This is a genomic window from Tabrizicola sp. (assembly GCF_041919135.1).
Classification (GTDB): domain Bacteria; phylum Pseudomonadota; class Alphaproteobacteria; order Rhodobacterales; family Rhodobacteraceae; genus Tabrizicola.
Map to the genome: position 1 here is coordinate 61,419 of NZ_JAYRUJ010000013.1, position 12,857 is coordinate 74,275.

The following is a 12,857-nucleotide window of genomic DNA, read 5'->3' on the forward strand; positions in this document are numbered from 1 at the left end:
CCCTAAAGCCCAAGGCATGACCACGCTTTCCCTCATCGGCATCGGCACCGGCAACCCCGACCATGTGACCGGCCAGGCCATCCGGGCGCTGAACGCGGCCGACCTGATCCTGATCCCCCGCAAGGGCGAGGCGAAGTCCGACCTTGCCGATCTGCGTCGCCAGATCCTCTCTGCGGTCCTGACCTCCCCCGTCCCGGTGGCCGATTACGACGTGCCGCAGCGCGCCGACCAGGACGACTACCTCGGCGCGGTGAACGACTGGCACGACGCCATCGCGCGGACCTGGGCCGAAACCATCGCCGCCCGACCCGGCGCGCGGAACGTCGCGCTGATGGTCTGGGGCGACCCCTCGCTTTACGACAGCACGCTTCGCATCGCGGCGCGTCTTCCCGGTCTCACCGTCAAGGTCGTGCCCGGCATCACCAGCCTGCAAGCGTTGACCGCAGCCCATGCCATCCCGCTCAACACGCTCGCCGCACCCGTGACCGTCACCACCGGCCGCAACCTGCGCGACCATGGCTGGCCCGAGGGTGCCACGACGCTGGCCGTCATGCTGGACAAGGGCGGGGCCTTCACCAGCATCGACCCCGAGGGAACGGAAATCTGGTGGGGCGCCTATGTCGGGATGCCCGAGGAATGCCTGATCCACGGCCCGCTCGCCGAAGTTTCCGACCAGATCCTTGCCACCCGCGCCCGGCTGCGCAAGGAACATGGCTGGATCATGGACATCTACCTGTTGCGGCGCGGGGGCGATGTCTGACCTTTTGCGCCGCGCGCTTCCGGTTTACGGCCTGCCCGAGGAAACGCCGCTCACCCTCCTCAACCGATCCGAGAACGAGACCTGGCGCGCCGGGCCGCTGGTCCTGCGCCTGCATCGCCAGGGCTATCACCGGCGTGAGGAGATTGCCTCGGAACTCGCCTGGCTGACCGCCTTGCAAGACCTCCCCGGCCTGAACGCCGTCCGCCCGATCCCAGGCGCCGAGGGCCTGGTGACAGAGCGCGACGGCCGCTTCATCGTCGCCTTCGCCCCGATCCCCGGGCAGGAGTTGCAGCCCGGCGACGATCTTGCCCGCTGGTTCGCGCCCCTGGGCGAGATCACCGCCCGCCTGCACCTGCATTCCCGGCAATGGACGCCGCCGCCGGGGTTCACCCGCAAGCGGTGGGATGTGGAGACGATCCTCGGCCCCGCGCCACACTGGGGCCACTGGCGGCAGGCGCAGGGGCTGGACCGCGACGGCGAGGCCCTGCTGGCCCGCGCCACCGACGCGCTGGCGACGAAGCTGTCCAGCCATGGCACCGGGCCCGAGAGCTTCGGCCTGATCCATGCCGACCTGCGGCTGGCGAACCTGATGACCGATGGCGAGAGCCTGACCGCCATCGACTTCGACGATTGCGGCTTCGGCTGGTGGGCCTATGACCTGGCCGCGGCGCTGTCCTTCATCGAGACGGACCCCAGGCTCCCCGACCTTATCGCCCGCTGGTGCGACGGCTATGCGCGGATCGCCCCCCTGCGCGCCGAAGACCGGGCGATGACCCCGGCGCTGATCTTCCTGCGCCGGGTGCTGCTGACCGCCTGGCTGGCGACCCGTGCCGACAGCGACACCGCGCAGGCGCTGGGCGGGGCGGGCTATACCGGGGGCACACTGGACCTCGCCGAGGGCTTCCTTCTCGACGGGCTGGCGCGGTTCCGCCCCTGACCCCTCCTCGTTCGACTTCGTCTCCTCGTCGGAGAGCTGTGGCGAGGAGGGACGAAGTCACCGACGAGCGTCCCCCGTCACTCCTTCAGGAGCATCCCCAGCGCCAGCGCGGTCAGGGCCACCCCGGCCAGCACCAGTCCCGGCGGCACCGCGCCATGCAGCGCGATTTCCCACAGGATCACCCAGCTGGGCACCAGATAGGTATAGGCCATCACCTTCGCCGAGGGCAGCCGCAGCGTCGCATATTGCAGCAGGACGAAGGTCATCGCGCTGGCCGCCACCGCGACATAGACCAGCGCGACCCAGACGATCCGGGGCAGGGCGGCCCAGTCCGTCGCCATGACCGCAGGCCAGGCGTACAGCAGCAGCAACCCCGTCCCGGCCAGCATCATCCCGAAGCTGAAGACCACCGCCGGCTCGCCCCGGTTCAGCTTGCGCACCAGCGGGGTATAGGCGGCATGGGCGACGCAGCCCGCGAAGTAGATCGCCTCGCCGCGCCCGATCTCCAGCGTCATCAGCGCGGCAAGGTTTCCCCGGAAGATCACCCACAGCGCCCCCGCCGCCCCGATCGCCAGCGCGACGGCCATGCGAATGCCGAGGTGCTGGCGCAGGAACAGCCAGCCGAAGCCCGCCGCCATCACCGGCGTCAGGGTGAAGACCGCGGCGGTCGGGACCGGGGCGGCGGTGCGCAGCCCCTCGAACATCAGGACGAAATAGGCCGCCATCAGCGCGCCCAGCACCAGATAGCGCCAGGGCGCCCGCCAGGCGCTGCGCGGGATGCCCGTCGTCGCCAGAGCCGCCACACCGACCAGCGCCCCGGCCAGAAGGAAGCGCAGCACCGTCAGCGCCGCCGGATCGACATGCGGCGCGGCCAGCGCCCCGAGCGAGAAGGACCCCGCAACCAGCGCCGAAAAGGCCAGCATCGCCAGATGGCCGCGCTGGCCCTGACTTAGCGCCACGCCGTCACCCGCAGCATTTCCAGCCCTTCGCGGCCTCTTTCAGATGCGCAAGGAAGGCCTGCACCTTCCGCGTGCGGTGCAGGTCCACATGCGTCACGATCCGCAGCGGTGCCTCCCATTCGGGGCGCGAGGGCAGGATCTCGACCAGATCGGGGTCGCCCGCCGCCCGGAAGGAGGAGACGAAGCCCAGCCCCGCACCCTCGCGCACGGCCTGCTCCAGTGCGGCGGGTTCGGTGGCGGTATAGACGATCTGGTGGGGCCGAACCGTGGTGCGCAGCCATTTGTGGAACGGCGCCCGGGTGGTCTCGCTGTCCGAACAGACAAAGCGGTGCGCGCCGAAATCCGCCTCGCTTTCGGGCTGGCCGAAGCGCGCGATATAGGCATGCGACGCGTAAAGCCCGGTCATCATCCGCACCAGCGGCTGCACCACATTGTCCGGCTCCTCGGGCGCGGCCCCGGCGCGGATCGCGACATGGGCCTCGCCGTAGTCCAGCCGGAACACCCGCATGTCGGTCAGGAAGCGCACCCTCACCTCGGGCCAGAGCTGCTGGAACGAGACCATCACCGGGGTCAGCAGGTCCGCCATCCCCGCGATCGAGGTCACCACCAGCTCGCCCGAGACGGTTTCGCCCTGGCCCTTGATCCGGCTGGCGAGATGGGCGAACTGCTCTTCGGTGGTCTGCGCCACCGCGAGAAGGTCGCGCCCCGATTCCGTCGGCGTGTAGCCCCGGGCATGACGCTGGAAGAGCTTGACCCCCAGCCGCTTTTCCAGCGCGTCGATATGGCGGATCACCGTGGCATGATGCACCCCCAGCACCTCGGCCGCGCCCGAGACGGTGCCCAGCCGGGCCACCTGATAGGCGGTGCGGATCTCGTCCCAGTCTTCCATCTCTCGGCCACATCCGTTGTGCATCCATGCACAGGGAACGCCAAGCCGCCGCCGGGTGCAAGCCCTCACGGCGCTTGTTGACTCTGCCGCGCCGAAGGCGTATCCGCGACGGGAATTCCCGGAGGCCGCAATGCTTCCGGTCCCTTGGGCATTGCCCGGGATCGCCATCCGTCAGCGCGTTTGCGCCCACGGGTGCCATTCCGCTTTGTCGCCGGGGCCGGATTGCCGCAAGACTCCGGCCGCCCCATATCGGGGCAGACCAACGAAAGGGTGACGCGATGTTCGAAAGCCTGTCAGAACGCCTTGGCGGCGTGTTCGACCGTCTCACCAAGGCCGGCGCCCTGACCGAGGCCGATGTCGTCACCGCCCTGCGCGAGGTTCGCACCGCCCTCTTGGAAGCCGACGTCTCGCTGCCGGTCGCCCGCGACTTCATCAGGCGCGTGACGGAAAAGGCGACCGGCGCGGCGGTGACCAAGTCGATCACCCCCGGCCAGATGGTCGTGAAGATCGTCCATGACGAACTGATCCGCGTCCTGTCGGGCGAAGGCCCGGCCGAGGCGCTGAAGATCGACAACCCGCCCGCGACGATCCTGATGGTCGGCCTGCAGGGCTCGGGCAAGACCACCACCACCGCGAAGCTGGCCAAGCGGCTGAAGGAAAAGAACGGCAAGAAGGTCCTCCTCGCCTCGCTCGACACCAACCGCCCGGCGGCGATGGAGCAGCTGGCGATCCTGGGCACCCAGATCGGCGTCGACTCTCTCCCCATCGTCAAGGGCGAAACCGCCGTCCAGATCGCCAAGCGGGCCAAGACCCAGGCCAACCTCGGCGGCTATGACGTCGTCTTCCTCGACACCGCCGGGCGGCTCCACATCGACGAAGTGCTGATGGACGAGGTCCAGTCCGTCCGCGACATCGCCCAGCCGCGTGAAACCCTGCTGGTCGTCGACGGCCTGACCGGGCAGGACGCGGTCAACGTCGCCACCGAATTCGACGGCAAGGTCGGCATCTCCGGCGTCGTTCTCACCCGGATGGACGGCGACGGTCGCGGTGGTGCCGCCCTGTCGATGCGCGCCGTCACCGGCAAGCCGATCCGCTTCGTCGGCCTCGGCGAGAAGATGGACGCGATCGAGGTCTTCGACGCCGAACGTGTCGCGGGCCGCATCCTTGGCATGGGCGACATCGTGGCCCTCGTCGAAAAGGCGCAGGAGACGTTCGAGGCCGAACAGGCCGAACGCATGGCCAAGCGTTTCGCCAAGGGCCTGTTCAACATGAACGACCTGAAGATGCAGCTTGACCAGATGCTGAAGATGGGCGGCATGCAGGGCCTGATGGGCATGATGCCCGGCATGGGCAAGATGGCCGGTCAGGCCGAGGCCGCGGGCCTGAACGACAAGATGCTGCACCACCAGATCGCGCTGATCAACTCGATGACCAAGAAGGAACGCGCCAACCCCGATCTCCTCGCCGCCAGCCGCAAGAAACGCATCGCCGCCGGTGCGGGCCTCGACGTGGCCGATCTCAACCGCCTCCTGAAGCAGCACAAGCAGATGGCGGACATGATGAAGAAGATGGGCAAGGGCGGGATGATGAAGCAGATGATCCGCCAGTTCATGGGCAAGGGCGGCATGCCCGACCCGTCGAAAATGTCGCCCGAGCAGCTTTCCGAACTTGCCAAGGGCGTCCAGCAGGGCGCGGGCGGGATGGGCGGCGCGCTGCCGCCGGGCCTTGGCCTGCCGCGCGGCATCACCCTGCCGGCGGGCCTCTCGGGCCTGATGCGGAAGAAGTGATGCCCCGCCCCGCGCACCAGATCAGCCTTGCGATCCCGGTCCTCGAGACCGAGCGCCTGGTGCTGCGCGAACCGCGCGAGGCCGACCTTCCCGCCATGCTCGCCTTCAATTCCGGTCCCCGCTCCTCCTTCATCGGCGGCGGGATGCAGCGCCAGCAGGTCTGGCGCGGGCTTCTGGCCAATATCGGCCACTGGGTGCTGCGGGGCTATGGCTTCTTCTCGGTGGATACGCTTCAGGGCGAGTTCATCGGCCGCGTCGGCGTGATCTTCCATGACGGCTGGGACGAGCCCGAGCTTGCCTGGCACCTCTACGACGGGTTCGAGGGCCAGGGCTATGCCGCCGAGGCCGCCCGTGCCGCCCGCGCGGATTATCACGCCCGGATCAGCCCGCGCCCGCCGATCAGCTATATCGACCCGGCCAACACCCGGTCCGAGGCGCTGGCGCTGCGCCTTGGCGCGGTGCTGGAACGCGCCCTCAACGACGACCGTGGCAGCCACTACGTCTATCGCCACCCGACGCCATGCCCTCCAGCCGCCGAGACCCCCGCATGACCGACGCCGCCGCCCGCGCCGCCGCGCTTTTGAAGGACCACCGCGAGTCCATCGACCGGCTGGACGCGATCCTGGTCTTTACCCTGGCCGAACGCTTCAAGCACACCCAGGCCGTCGGGCGGCTCAAGGCCGAACACGCGCTGCCGCCCTCGGACCCGGCGCGCGAGGCACGGCAGATCGACCGGCTGCAACGTCTGTCCGAGGAAGCTGACCTCGACCCGGAATTTGCCCGGAAATTCCTGAACTTCATCATCTCCGAAGTCATCAGGCACCACGAAACCTTTCAGAAATGACCGGGATCCCCCCGGCACCCAGCCATCCAAAGGAGTAACATCATGGCTATGAAGATCCGTCTTGCGCGCGGTGGTTCCAAGAAGCGCCCGTTCTATTCCATCGTCGCCTCCGACTCGCGCATGCCGCGCGACGGCCGCTTCCTGGAGAAGCTGGGGACCTACAACCCGCTGCTCGCCAAGGACGACGAAAAGCGCGTCGTCATGAACATGGAGCGCGTGCAGCACTGGCTGAGCCAGGGCGCCCAGCCGACCGACCGCGTCGCCCGCTTCCTGGAAGCCGCCGGCGCGCGCCCCAAATCCGTTCGCAACAACCCGAAATCCGCCCAGCCCGGCAAGGCCATGGCCGAGCGCGCCGCCAAGAAGGCCGCCCGCGCTGCCGAACCGGCTGCCGAGTGACCCGGTGACCGGCCAGTTCAGCCCCGCCTTCCGGGAAGAGCTGGCCGCTCTCATGCGGTGGCGGCGCGACGTGCGCCGCTTCCGCACCGATCCCGTGCCCGAGGACAGCCTGGCGCGCGCGCTGCAGGCCTTCGCGCTGGCCCCCTCGGTGGGCCTTTCCGAACCCTGGCGTCTCCTGCGGGTCGAAAGCCCCGCCCGCCGCGCCGCCTGCCTTGCCAATTTCCGCGACTGCAACGCCCGGGCCCTGGACGGCTTCGACGGTGACCGCGCCGCGACCTACAGCCGCCTCAAGCTATCGGGCATGGCCGAGGCCCCGGTCCAGCTTGCCGTCTTCTGCGACGACACCACGACCAAGGGCGCGGGCCTTGGCGCCGCGACCATGCCGGAAACCCGCGCCTATTCGGTGGTCGGGGCGATCATCCACCTCTGGCTCGCGCTCAGGGCCGAGGGACTTGGCCTTGGCTGGATCTCGATCCTCGATCCCCTCCGGCTGGCGGCGGAGCTTGACGTTCCCGACGGCTGGCGTTTCATCGGCTATCTCTGCATCGGTTGGCCCGAGGAGGACGACATCGTGCCCGAACTGGAACGCGCCGGCTGGGAAAGCCGCTCGCCCTCCCTGCATATGGAGACGCGCTGATGTCCGACCTTATCTGCATCGGTGCCATCGCCGGGGCCTTCGGCGTCGGCGGCGAGGTGCGGCTGAAAAGCTTCTGCGCCGAGCCTTCCGACATCGCCACCTATGGCCCGCTGACCTCCGAGGACGGCAGCCGCATCTTCCAGATCGCCCTGACCCGCCCCGTCGCGGGCGGTTTCGGCGCCCGGATCCAGGGCATCGCCACCCGCGAGGAGGCCGAGGCCCTGCGCGGCACCAGTCTTTACGTCACCCGCGACCGCCTGCCGGGCCTGCCGGATGACGAGTTCTATCATGCCGACCTGATCGGCCTTTCCGCCTTCGACACCGGCGGGGTGCTTCTGGGCAAGGTCACGGCGGTGCATAACCACGGCGCGGGGGATATCGTCGAAATATCCCCGCCCGGTCACAAATCGGCCCTGCTTTTGCCCTTTACCAAGGCAATCGTGCCTAATGTCGATCTTTCGGCCGGTCGATTGATCGTCGATCTGCCCGAGGATGTTGAATAGCGCGGCCCGCTACGGCCAGATTGCGGGCAAGGGGGACCAGGATGCCCAATCGCATGCGGCTTCTGAAAGGGGCAACGGCGCTGCTCTATATCGGCCCGCTGTTCGCGGGGATATGCGGCTTCGGCTGGGGCCTCGTGCTGCCCTTTACGGCGATCTTCGTGGTCTGGCTGATGATCCTGCGCCCCGAACAATGGCCTGCCTCACCCGAGGAATGGCTGACGGGCCGCGCCTGGCTTGCCGCGCTGGCGCAGGTGCTGTCGCAGGTGGCGCTGGTCGCCGTCCTTTTCGGCGTCGGCCGGGGCATCGGCGCCGTCGCCGGGGTCCTGCCGGTGGTGAACCCGGTGCTGCCGCTCTCGGTCTCCTTCCTCGCCATCCCGATCTGCCGCATGCTCTGGGACGCGCGCGCGGCCGCCGACCAGGGCATCTTCCTGGATGACGAGGCCGCCGCCGCCCATCTTCCCCGCGTCGCGGCCGAGGCCGGCAATGCCGTCACCCCGCTGCTGAACCTGCCCGACGATGCCCCGGACTCCCGGGTATCCGAGGCCGTCGCGCGCATCCTGGGCGGGACGGGCGGCGATGTCCGGCTCAAGGCGCTGACCGCCGCGCTGTCCAATCCCGCCCGCAGCCACGCGGCCTTGCGCCGCGCGCTGGTGATGTGGGCGACCGAGCCCGAGATCATCGCCCCCGGCCGCGTCCCCCATGCCGCCGCTTCCGCCTTCGCCATCGCCGAGGGCAATCCCGACCTCCTGCGCCTCTTCGTGCCGCGTGCGCTGGCGCTGGTCGCGGCCTTCCCCTTCCGCGCCCAGGGCTTCCCCACCGCGGCCCGCCTGCGCCAGGCCGCCGCCGCCGGGATGAGCACCGATCCGAACGCCGACCTTCCGGCGCATCTGCGCGACGACCTGTGCGACGGGTTGCGCGCGCTGGCCCGTGCGGTCGAGGCCGCCCTTCAGGAAACGCCCGAGACCCCTGCCGCCGAACCCGTCCGCGCCTCCGCCGCCCGGCACGCCTGATCCCTTTCCCGGCGCAAGGTTTCGCGCTAAAGCCGGGCCATGTCCGACGATCCGCCCAAAAGCCACGGCCGCCTACAGATCCGCCCCAGCCTGCAACCCCGCGACCTGATGGAGGAACCGCGGCTGGTGAAAGGTGCCTGGGTCGCCAGGGTCATCACCCTGTTCCCCGAGGCTTTCCCCGGCACGCTGGGCCTGTCGCTGACCGGCAAGGCGCTGGACATGGGCCGCTGGCGGCTGGAGACGATCGACCTGCGCCCCTTCGGCGAGGGCCGGCACCGCAACGTGGACGACACGCCCGCCGGCGGCGGCGCCGGCATGGTGCTGCGTGCCGATGTGGTGGACGCGGCCTTCCGCGCCGCGCGCGAGGGCACGCCCGGCGACCGCGCCCGCTGGCCGGTCGTCTACCTGTCGCCGCGCGGCCGCCCGTTCGACCAGGCCACCGCCCGCCGCCTTGCCGCCTGCGACGGCGTGACCCTCCTCTGCGGCCGGTTCGAGGGGGTGGACCAGCGCGTTCTCGACCATCACCAGGTCGAGGAGATCAGCCTCGGCGATTTCGTCCTCACCGGCGGCGAGATTGCGGCCCAGGCGCTCCTGGACGCGACCGTCCGCCTTCTTCCCGGCGTCCTCGGCAATGCCGCCTCGACCGAGGAGGAAAGCTTTTCCGACGGCCTTCTGGAACATCCGCAATACACCCGCCCCGCGGTCTGGGAAGGGCAGGAGATTCCCGCCGTCCTGCAATCGGGCAACCATGCCGAGATCGCGAAATGGCGCCGTGCCCAGGCCGAGGAACTGACGCGGGCCCGCAGGCCGGACCTGTGGGACAAGCGCAGGGTGCGCTGAAGCGCAGCTTCCGGCCTCCTTGACCGGACCCCGCCTTCCTCCTATACGCGGCCGGTCCGGGGCGGAATGCCCGTCGGACCCGATTCCCCTTGCCTGCCTGCCTTCTTCCGCAGGGTCGTCGCAGGGGGCGCGGACCATACCAAGCAGGCGCCACCTGCGGCGGGCTCCCTGGCCTTCAGGGGGGACCCGGACGAAGACCGGAAGCTCTGGCGCGGCATCACCTCTGCGGCACACCGCAGGCAAATGGAGAGACAGCGCATGAACCTCATCGCGCAGATCGAGGCGGAGCAGATCGCCGCCCTCGGCAAGACCATCCCCGATTTCAAGGCCGGCGACACCGTCCGCGTCGGCTACAAGGTGACCGAAGGCTCGCGCAGCCGCGTGCAGGCCTATGAAGGCGTCTGCATCGGCCGCAAGGGCGGCGCGACCCTGTCCGCCTCGTTCACCGTCCGCAAGATCTCCTTCGGTGAAGGCGTGGAGCGTGTGTTCCCGCTCTACTCGACCAACATCGACTCGATCGAGGTGGTCCGCCGCGGCAAGGTCCGCCGCGCCAAGCTGTATTACCTGCGCTCGCGCCGCGGCAAATCCGCCCGGATCGCCGAAGACGCGACCTACAAAGCCAAAGCCGAATAAGGAGCGGGACGATGAAAGCCGAGATTCACCCCGATTACCACACGATCACCGTCAAGATGACCGACGGCTCGACCTACCAGACCCGTTCGACCTGGGGCAAGGACGGCGACACCATGTCGCTCGACATCGACCCGCTGGCGCATCCGGCCTGGACCGGCCAGCAGGCCAAGCTGATGGACACCGGCGGCCGCGTGTCGAAGTTCAAGAACAAATACGCCGGCCTCGGGTTCTGATCCTGCCGGTTCTTGCAAGAAAATGGGGGCGTGCGGCATCGTGCGCCCTCTTGCTTTTCGCGCTCGTTCCTCCGGTCCAGGCGGAAACGGCCGGTGACGGGCGTCGGGCTGTCCAGGGCCTTTGGGGTCTGGAACTTTTTCCCGACATGACCTGTGCCGAAAACCCGGTGCGGATCGACCACAAGGCCGCCTCCGGGCAACTGGTCTTCTCCTGGCCGCGATCGGTCACCTACTCGGATGGCACGGAATCGGACGGCGTAACCTTCACCATCCTGAGGGTCGACGGGCTGACTCTCACGCTGCGCCGGGATCGTGACGGGGTGAAGTCCAGCATCACCGTGGCGCCCGATGGAAAGTCCTTCAGCTATCATGAGGAAGGCCCCAACGAAGGCAGCCGCTTCGACCGCTGCGAGGGCCTGACCAGCTGACGCCCAGCTTGTCCGTTTCTGCGGCTTCGACCCCACCTATCCACAGCTTCCCGCTTCCGTCCACCATCCCTTGCGCTTATGACAACTGTCGGGAACTGGGGAAGCGGAATGGCGCATATCATTGTCGTCGGGAACGAGAAGGGCGGTTCGGGCAAGTCCACCACCTGCATGCATGTCGCCACTGCGCTGGCGCGGCTGGGGCAGCGCGTCGGCGCGGTCGACCTTGACCTGCGGCAGCGTTCCTTCGCCCGCTACCTCGAGAACCGCCGCGCCTGTCTGGACCGGGCCGGTCTCGACCTGCCCAGCCCGGAATACCGCGACCTGCCCGAGGGCGAGGTCCAGGACGCCCGCCTGACCCAGGCGGTCGAGGAACTGGACGCGCGCTGCGATTTCATCGTGATCGACTGCCCCGGCAGCCATACCCGGCTGTCGCAGCTGGCGCATACGATGGCCGACACGCTGATCACGCCGCTGAACGACAGTTTCGTGGATTTCGATCTGCTCGCCCGCGTCGATCCCACCACCGGCCGGGTCAAGGGCCCCTCGATCTATGCCGAGATGGTCTGGGGCGCGCGGCAGATGCGCGCCGAAGCGGGGCTGAAGCCGATCGACTGGATCGTGGTCCGCAACCGTCTGGGCACCCAGGCTATGCACAACAAGAAGAAGGTCGGCGCCGCGCTCGAGGAACTTTCCCGCCGCATCGGCTTTCGCGTCCTGCCCGGCTTTTCCGAGCGCGTGATCTTCCGCGAACTGTTCCCGCGCGGCCTGACGCTGCTGGATCTGAAGGATACGGGGGTCGACCAGCTCAGCCTGTCGAACATCGCCGCCCGGCAGGAGCTGCGCGACCTGATGGCCGGGCTCAGGCTTCCGGTTCCGACTGGCGGCTTTTGAACACCGGGCCGCCAAGGCCCGCCTGGTTCACCACCCGCGCCCGGCTCACCTTCTTCAGGCGCTTGTCGAAGATGCTCGGCTCCTCCTCGGGCTTGTCCTTCTTCAGTCCGATCTTCCGCAGCAGGGCCAGGGCCTTTTCCATCGTCGCATCCTCTTGCCGTTGCCCCCATATCCTGTGCAAGCAGGGCAGGACTGTGGCAAGCCGTGGATGCTTCTGGGACTTGTCTGCGGTCGAGAGAAACGGATTGTTTCGCCCCGCGCTCAGCCCGCGTCGTCCGGCTCCGGCTGCAACTCCACCGCGAGGAAGCGTTCGAAGGCGTCCAGGTCCAGCGGCTCGAACTGGCCGAAGCCGCGCATCCAGACCGAGGCCGCCCGCAGCGCGTCCGGCTCCAGCTTGCACCAGATCACCCGGCCCCGTTTCTCGCGGCTGATCAGCCCCGCTTCGGCCAGCACCGCCAGGTGTTTCGAGATCGCGGCCAGGCTGACCCGGAACGGCTCGGCCACGTCGGTGACGGCCATGTCGTCCTCCAGCAGCATGGCCAGGATCGCCCGCCGGGTCGGGTCGGCCAGGGCAGAGAAGACGGCATCCAGACGGTCGCTCATCACGCGACTATCCGCCACCCGCAGCGGATCGTCAACCGCACGGTTGAATATGCCGGGGCCTAACGGCCGGATTGCCGCCAGAAAAGGCAAATATTTTTCAATGGCTTGCCCCGCGATCTGCCTGCTTGACTCTGCGCCCTCCGGCCCCTAGTTTCCGCCGCGACCGTAAAGGGCCTGCCCATGGAGTCCGAACCCGATCCCGACCGGCTGCGCGCGCTTGAGGCGCGGCTGGAACAGGCGAAGGGAAAGCCCCGGGCGGAAAGGTCCGCCACGGGCAAGGGTTTCTCGCAGGGCGAGGTGGCCTGGAGGATGGTGATCGAGCTGGCGACAGGCATCATGCTGGGCGCCGCCATCGGTTACGGGATTGACGCCCTTGTGGGCACGCTTCCCATCTTCCTGATCATCTTCACGCTCTTCGGCTTCGCGGCGGGCATCAAGACGATGCTGGGCACGGCGAGGGAACTGGGACGAAAGGCCGAAAAGGCCGGGAACGACGAAGGGAACTGA

The 12,857-nt window shown here is 68.6% G+C and carries 19 protein-coding genes; 15 read left to right on the top strand and 4 right to left on the bottom strand.

Annotated features, from left to right (window positions below):
* Positions 1 to 16 precede the first annotated feature (16 nt).
* Together cobF and ACE3UA_RS11500 are read left to right on the top strand one after the other, a co-directional pair.
* Complete coding sequence (gene cobF / locus ACE3UA_RS11495) at positions 17 to 760, top strand: precorrin-6A synthase (deacetylating) (RefSeq protein ID WP_374645213.1); 744 nt, start codon at positions 17 to 19, stop codon at positions 758 to 760.
* The gene (locus ACE3UA_RS11500) at positions 753 to 1,697 is read left to right on the top strand and encodes a phosphotransferase enzyme family protein (RefSeq protein WP_374645215.1); all 945 of its coding nucleotides are present in this window, start codon (positions 753 to 755) and stop codon (positions 1,695 to 1,697) included. Before cobF ends, ACE3UA_RS11500 begins: the two co-directional genes overlap by 8 nt.
* A gap of 77 nt (positions 1,698 to 1,774) precedes the next feature.
* Here ACE3UA_RS11500 and ACE3UA_RS11505 read toward each other — a convergent pair whose 3' ends face one another.
* Together ACE3UA_RS11505 and ACE3UA_RS11510 are read right to left on the bottom strand one after the other, a co-directional pair.
* Complete coding sequence (locus tag ACE3UA_RS11505; RefSeq protein WP_374645217.1) at positions 1,775 to 2,656, bottom strand: DMT family transporter; 882 nt, start codon at positions 2,654 to 2,656, stop codon at positions 1,775 to 1,777.
* A gap of 4 nt (positions 2,657 to 2,660) precedes the next feature.
* Positions 2,661 to 3,545, bottom strand: coding sequence for a LysR family transcriptional regulator (locus tag ACE3UA_RS11510; protein ID WP_374645219.1), 885 nt, complete (start codon positions 3,543 to 3,545; stop codon positions 2,661 to 2,663).
* 278 nt (positions 3,546 to 3,823) lie between these two features.
* On the opposite strand from ACE3UA_RS11510, the gene ffh reads away from it, so the two are divergent.
* The 12 genes from ffh (at position 3,824) to ACE3UA_RS11570 (ending at position 11,747) form a co-directional block, all read left to right on the top strand.
* Positions 3,824 to 5,332 carry a signal recognition particle protein gene (gene ffh, locus ACE3UA_RS11515; protein ID WP_374645221.1) on the top strand — a complete coding sequence of 503 codons (1,509 nt, stop codon included), beginning with the start codon at positions 3,824 to 3,826 and terminating at the stop codon, positions 5,330 to 5,332.
* On the top strand, positions 5,332 to 5,883 hold the full coding sequence (locus ACE3UA_RS11520) for a GNAT family N-acetyltransferase (protein WP_374645223.1): 552 nt from the start codon (positions 5,332 to 5,334) through the stop codon (positions 5,881 to 5,883). Before ffh ends, ACE3UA_RS11520 begins: the two co-directional genes overlap by 1 nt.
* A complete protein-coding gene (locus ACE3UA_RS11525; RefSeq protein WP_374645225.1) occupies positions 5,880 to 6,176 on the top strand; it encodes a chorismate mutase in 297 nt (98 codons plus the stop codon). Before ACE3UA_RS11520 ends, ACE3UA_RS11525 begins: the two co-directional genes overlap by 4 nt.
* 42 nt (positions 6,177 to 6,218) lie before the next feature.
* A complete protein-coding gene (gene rpsP, locus ACE3UA_RS11530; RefSeq protein WP_374645227.1) occupies positions 6,219 to 6,572 on the top strand; it encodes a 30S ribosomal protein S16 in 354 nt (117 codons plus the stop codon).
* Between the two features lie 52 nt (positions 6,573 to 6,624).
* Positions 6,625 to 7,209, top strand: a complete 585-nt coding sequence (bluB, locus tag ACE3UA_RS11535; protein WP_374645309.1) for a 5,6-dimethylbenzimidazole synthase — start codon at positions 6,625 to 6,627, stop codon at positions 7,207 to 7,209.
* The gene (gene rimM / locus ACE3UA_RS11540) at positions 7,209 to 7,712 is read left to right on the top strand and encodes a ribosome maturation factor RimM (protein WP_374645229.1); all 504 of its coding nucleotides are present in this window, start codon (positions 7,209 to 7,211) and stop codon (positions 7,710 to 7,712) included. Before bluB ends, rimM begins: the two co-directional genes overlap by 1 nt.
* Before the next feature lie 41 nt (positions 7,713 to 7,753).
* The gene (locus ACE3UA_RS11545) at positions 7,754 to 8,722 is read left to right on the top strand and encodes a hypothetical protein (RefSeq protein ID WP_374645231.1); all 969 of its coding nucleotides are present in this window, start codon (positions 7,754 to 7,756) and stop codon (positions 8,720 to 8,722) included.
* Positions 8,723 to 8,761: 39 nt separating this feature from the next.
* The gene (gene trmD, locus ACE3UA_RS11550; protein WP_374645233.1) at positions 8,762 to 9,562 is read left to right on the top strand and encodes a tRNA (guanosine(37)-N1)-methyltransferase TrmD; all 801 of its coding nucleotides are present in this window, start codon (positions 8,762 to 8,764) and stop codon (positions 9,560 to 9,562) included.
* Positions 9,563 to 9,820: 258 nt separating this feature from the next.
* Positions 9,821 to 10,195, top strand: coding sequence for a 50S ribosomal protein L19 (gene rplS, locus ACE3UA_RS11555; RefSeq protein ID WP_197642376.1), 375 nt, complete (start codon positions 9,821 to 9,823; stop codon positions 10,193 to 10,195).
* Positions 10,196 to 10,206: 11 nt separating this feature from the next.
* Entirely contained in the window at positions 10,207 to 10,428 is a 222-nt protein-coding gene (rpmE, locus tag ACE3UA_RS11560) for a 50S ribosomal protein L31 (protein WP_197642375.1), read from the top strand.
* Between the two features lie 146 nt (positions 10,429 to 10,574).
* Entirely contained in the window at positions 10,575 to 10,856 is a 282-nt protein-coding gene (locus tag ACE3UA_RS11565; RefSeq protein WP_374645236.1) for a hypothetical protein, read from the top strand.
* Between the two features lie 108 nt (positions 10,857 to 10,964).
* Positions 10,965 to 11,747 carry a division plane positioning ATPase MipZ gene (locus ACE3UA_RS11570; RefSeq protein WP_374645238.1) on the top strand — a complete coding sequence of 261 codons (783 nt, stop codon included), beginning with the start codon at positions 10,965 to 10,967 and terminating at the stop codon, positions 11,745 to 11,747.
* Here ACE3UA_RS11570 and ACE3UA_RS11575 read toward each other — a convergent pair.
* Together ACE3UA_RS11575 and ACE3UA_RS11580 are read right to left on the bottom strand one after the other, a co-directional pair.
* Positions 11,716 to 11,889, bottom strand: coding sequence for a hypothetical protein (locus tag ACE3UA_RS11575; protein ID WP_374645240.1), 174 nt, complete (start codon positions 11,887 to 11,889; stop codon positions 11,716 to 11,718). The genes ACE3UA_RS11570 and ACE3UA_RS11575 overlap by 32 nt on opposite strands.
* A 119-nt stretch (positions 11,890 to 12,008) precedes the next feature.
* Positions 12,009 to 12,350: an ArsR/SmtB family transcription factor gene (locus ACE3UA_RS11580; protein ID WP_374645242.1), complete on the bottom strand. Its 342-nt coding sequence runs from the start codon at positions 12,348 to 12,350 to the stop codon at positions 12,009 to 12,011.
* A gap of 180 nt (positions 12,351 to 12,530) precedes the next feature.
* Here ACE3UA_RS11580 and ACE3UA_RS11585 point away from each other — a divergent pair, with 180 nt between their 5' ends.
* Complete coding sequence (locus tag ACE3UA_RS11585) at positions 12,531 to 12,857, top strand: AtpZ/AtpI family protein (RefSeq protein ID WP_374645244.1); 327 nt, start codon at positions 12,531 to 12,533, stop codon at positions 12,855 to 12,857.

What these genes read in the sequence shown, in the direction of transcription:
- cobF (WP_374645213.1), top strand. Translation starts at nt 17, where the DNA reads ATGACCACGCTTTCCCTCATCGGCATCGGCACCGGCAACCCCGACCAT.
- ACE3UA_RS11500 (WP_374645215.1), top strand. Translation starts at nt 753, where the DNA reads ATGTCTGACCTTTTGCGCCGCGCGCTTCCGGTTTACGGCCTGCCCGAG.
- ACE3UA_RS11510 (WP_374645219.1), bottom strand. Translation starts at nt 3,545, where the DNA reads ATGGAAGACTGGGACGAGATCCGCACCGCCTATCAGGTGGCCCGGCTG.
- ffh (WP_374645221.1), top strand. Translation starts at nt 3,824, where the DNA reads ATGTTCGAAAGCCTGTCAGAACGCCTTGGCGGCGTGTTCGACCGTCTC.
- ACE3UA_RS11520 (WP_374645223.1), top strand. Translation starts at nt 5,332, where the DNA reads ATGCCCCGCCCCGCGCACCAGATCAGCCTTGCGATCCCGGTCCTCGAG.
- ACE3UA_RS11525 (WP_374645225.1), top strand. Translation starts at nt 5,880, where the DNA reads ATGACCGACGCCGCCGCCCGCGCCGCCGCGCTTTTGAAGGACCACCGC.
- rpsP (WP_374645227.1), top strand. Translation starts at nt 6,219, where the DNA reads ATGGCTATGAAGATCCGTCTTGCGCGCGGTGGTTCCAAGAAGCGCCCG.
- bluB (WP_374645309.1), top strand. Translation starts at nt 6,625, where the DNA reads ATGCGGTGGCGGCGCGACGTGCGCCGCTTCCGCACCGATCCCGTGCCC.
- rimM (WP_374645229.1), top strand. Translation starts at nt 7,209, where the DNA reads ATGTCCGACCTTATCTGCATCGGTGCCATCGCCGGGGCCTTCGGCGTC.
- ACE3UA_RS11545 (WP_374645231.1), top strand. Translation starts at nt 7,754, where the DNA reads ATGCCCAATCGCATGCGGCTTCTGAAAGGGGCAACGGCGCTGCTCTAT.
- trmD (WP_374645233.1), top strand. Translation starts at nt 8,762, where the DNA reads ATGTCCGACGATCCGCCCAAAAGCCACGGCCGCCTACAGATCCGCCCC.
- rplS (WP_197642376.1), top strand. Translation starts at nt 9,821, where the DNA reads ATGAACCTCATCGCGCAGATCGAGGCGGAGCAGATCGCCGCCCTCGGC.
- rpmE (WP_197642375.1), top strand. Translation starts at nt 10,207, where the DNA reads ATGAAAGCCGAGATTCACCCCGATTACCACACGATCACCGTCAAGATG.
- ACE3UA_RS11565 (WP_374645236.1), top strand. Translation starts at nt 10,575, where the DNA reads ATGACCTGTGCCGAAAACCCGGTGCGGATCGACCACAAGGCCGCCTCC.
- ACE3UA_RS11570 (WP_374645238.1), top strand. Translation starts at nt 10,965, where the DNA reads ATGGCGCATATCATTGTCGTCGGGAACGAGAAGGGCGGTTCGGGCAAG.
- ACE3UA_RS11575 (WP_374645240.1), bottom strand. Translation starts at nt 11,889, where the DNA reads ATGGAAAAGGCCCTGGCCCTGCTGCGGAAGATCGGACTGAAGAAGGAC.
- ACE3UA_RS11580 (WP_374645242.1), bottom strand. Translation starts at nt 12,350, where the DNA reads ATGAGCGACCGTCTGGATGCCGTCTTCTCTGCCCTGGCCGACCCGACC.
- ACE3UA_RS11585 (WP_374645244.1), top strand. Translation starts at nt 12,531, where the DNA reads ATGGAGTCCGAACCCGATCCCGACCGGCTGCGCGCGCTTGAGGCGCGG.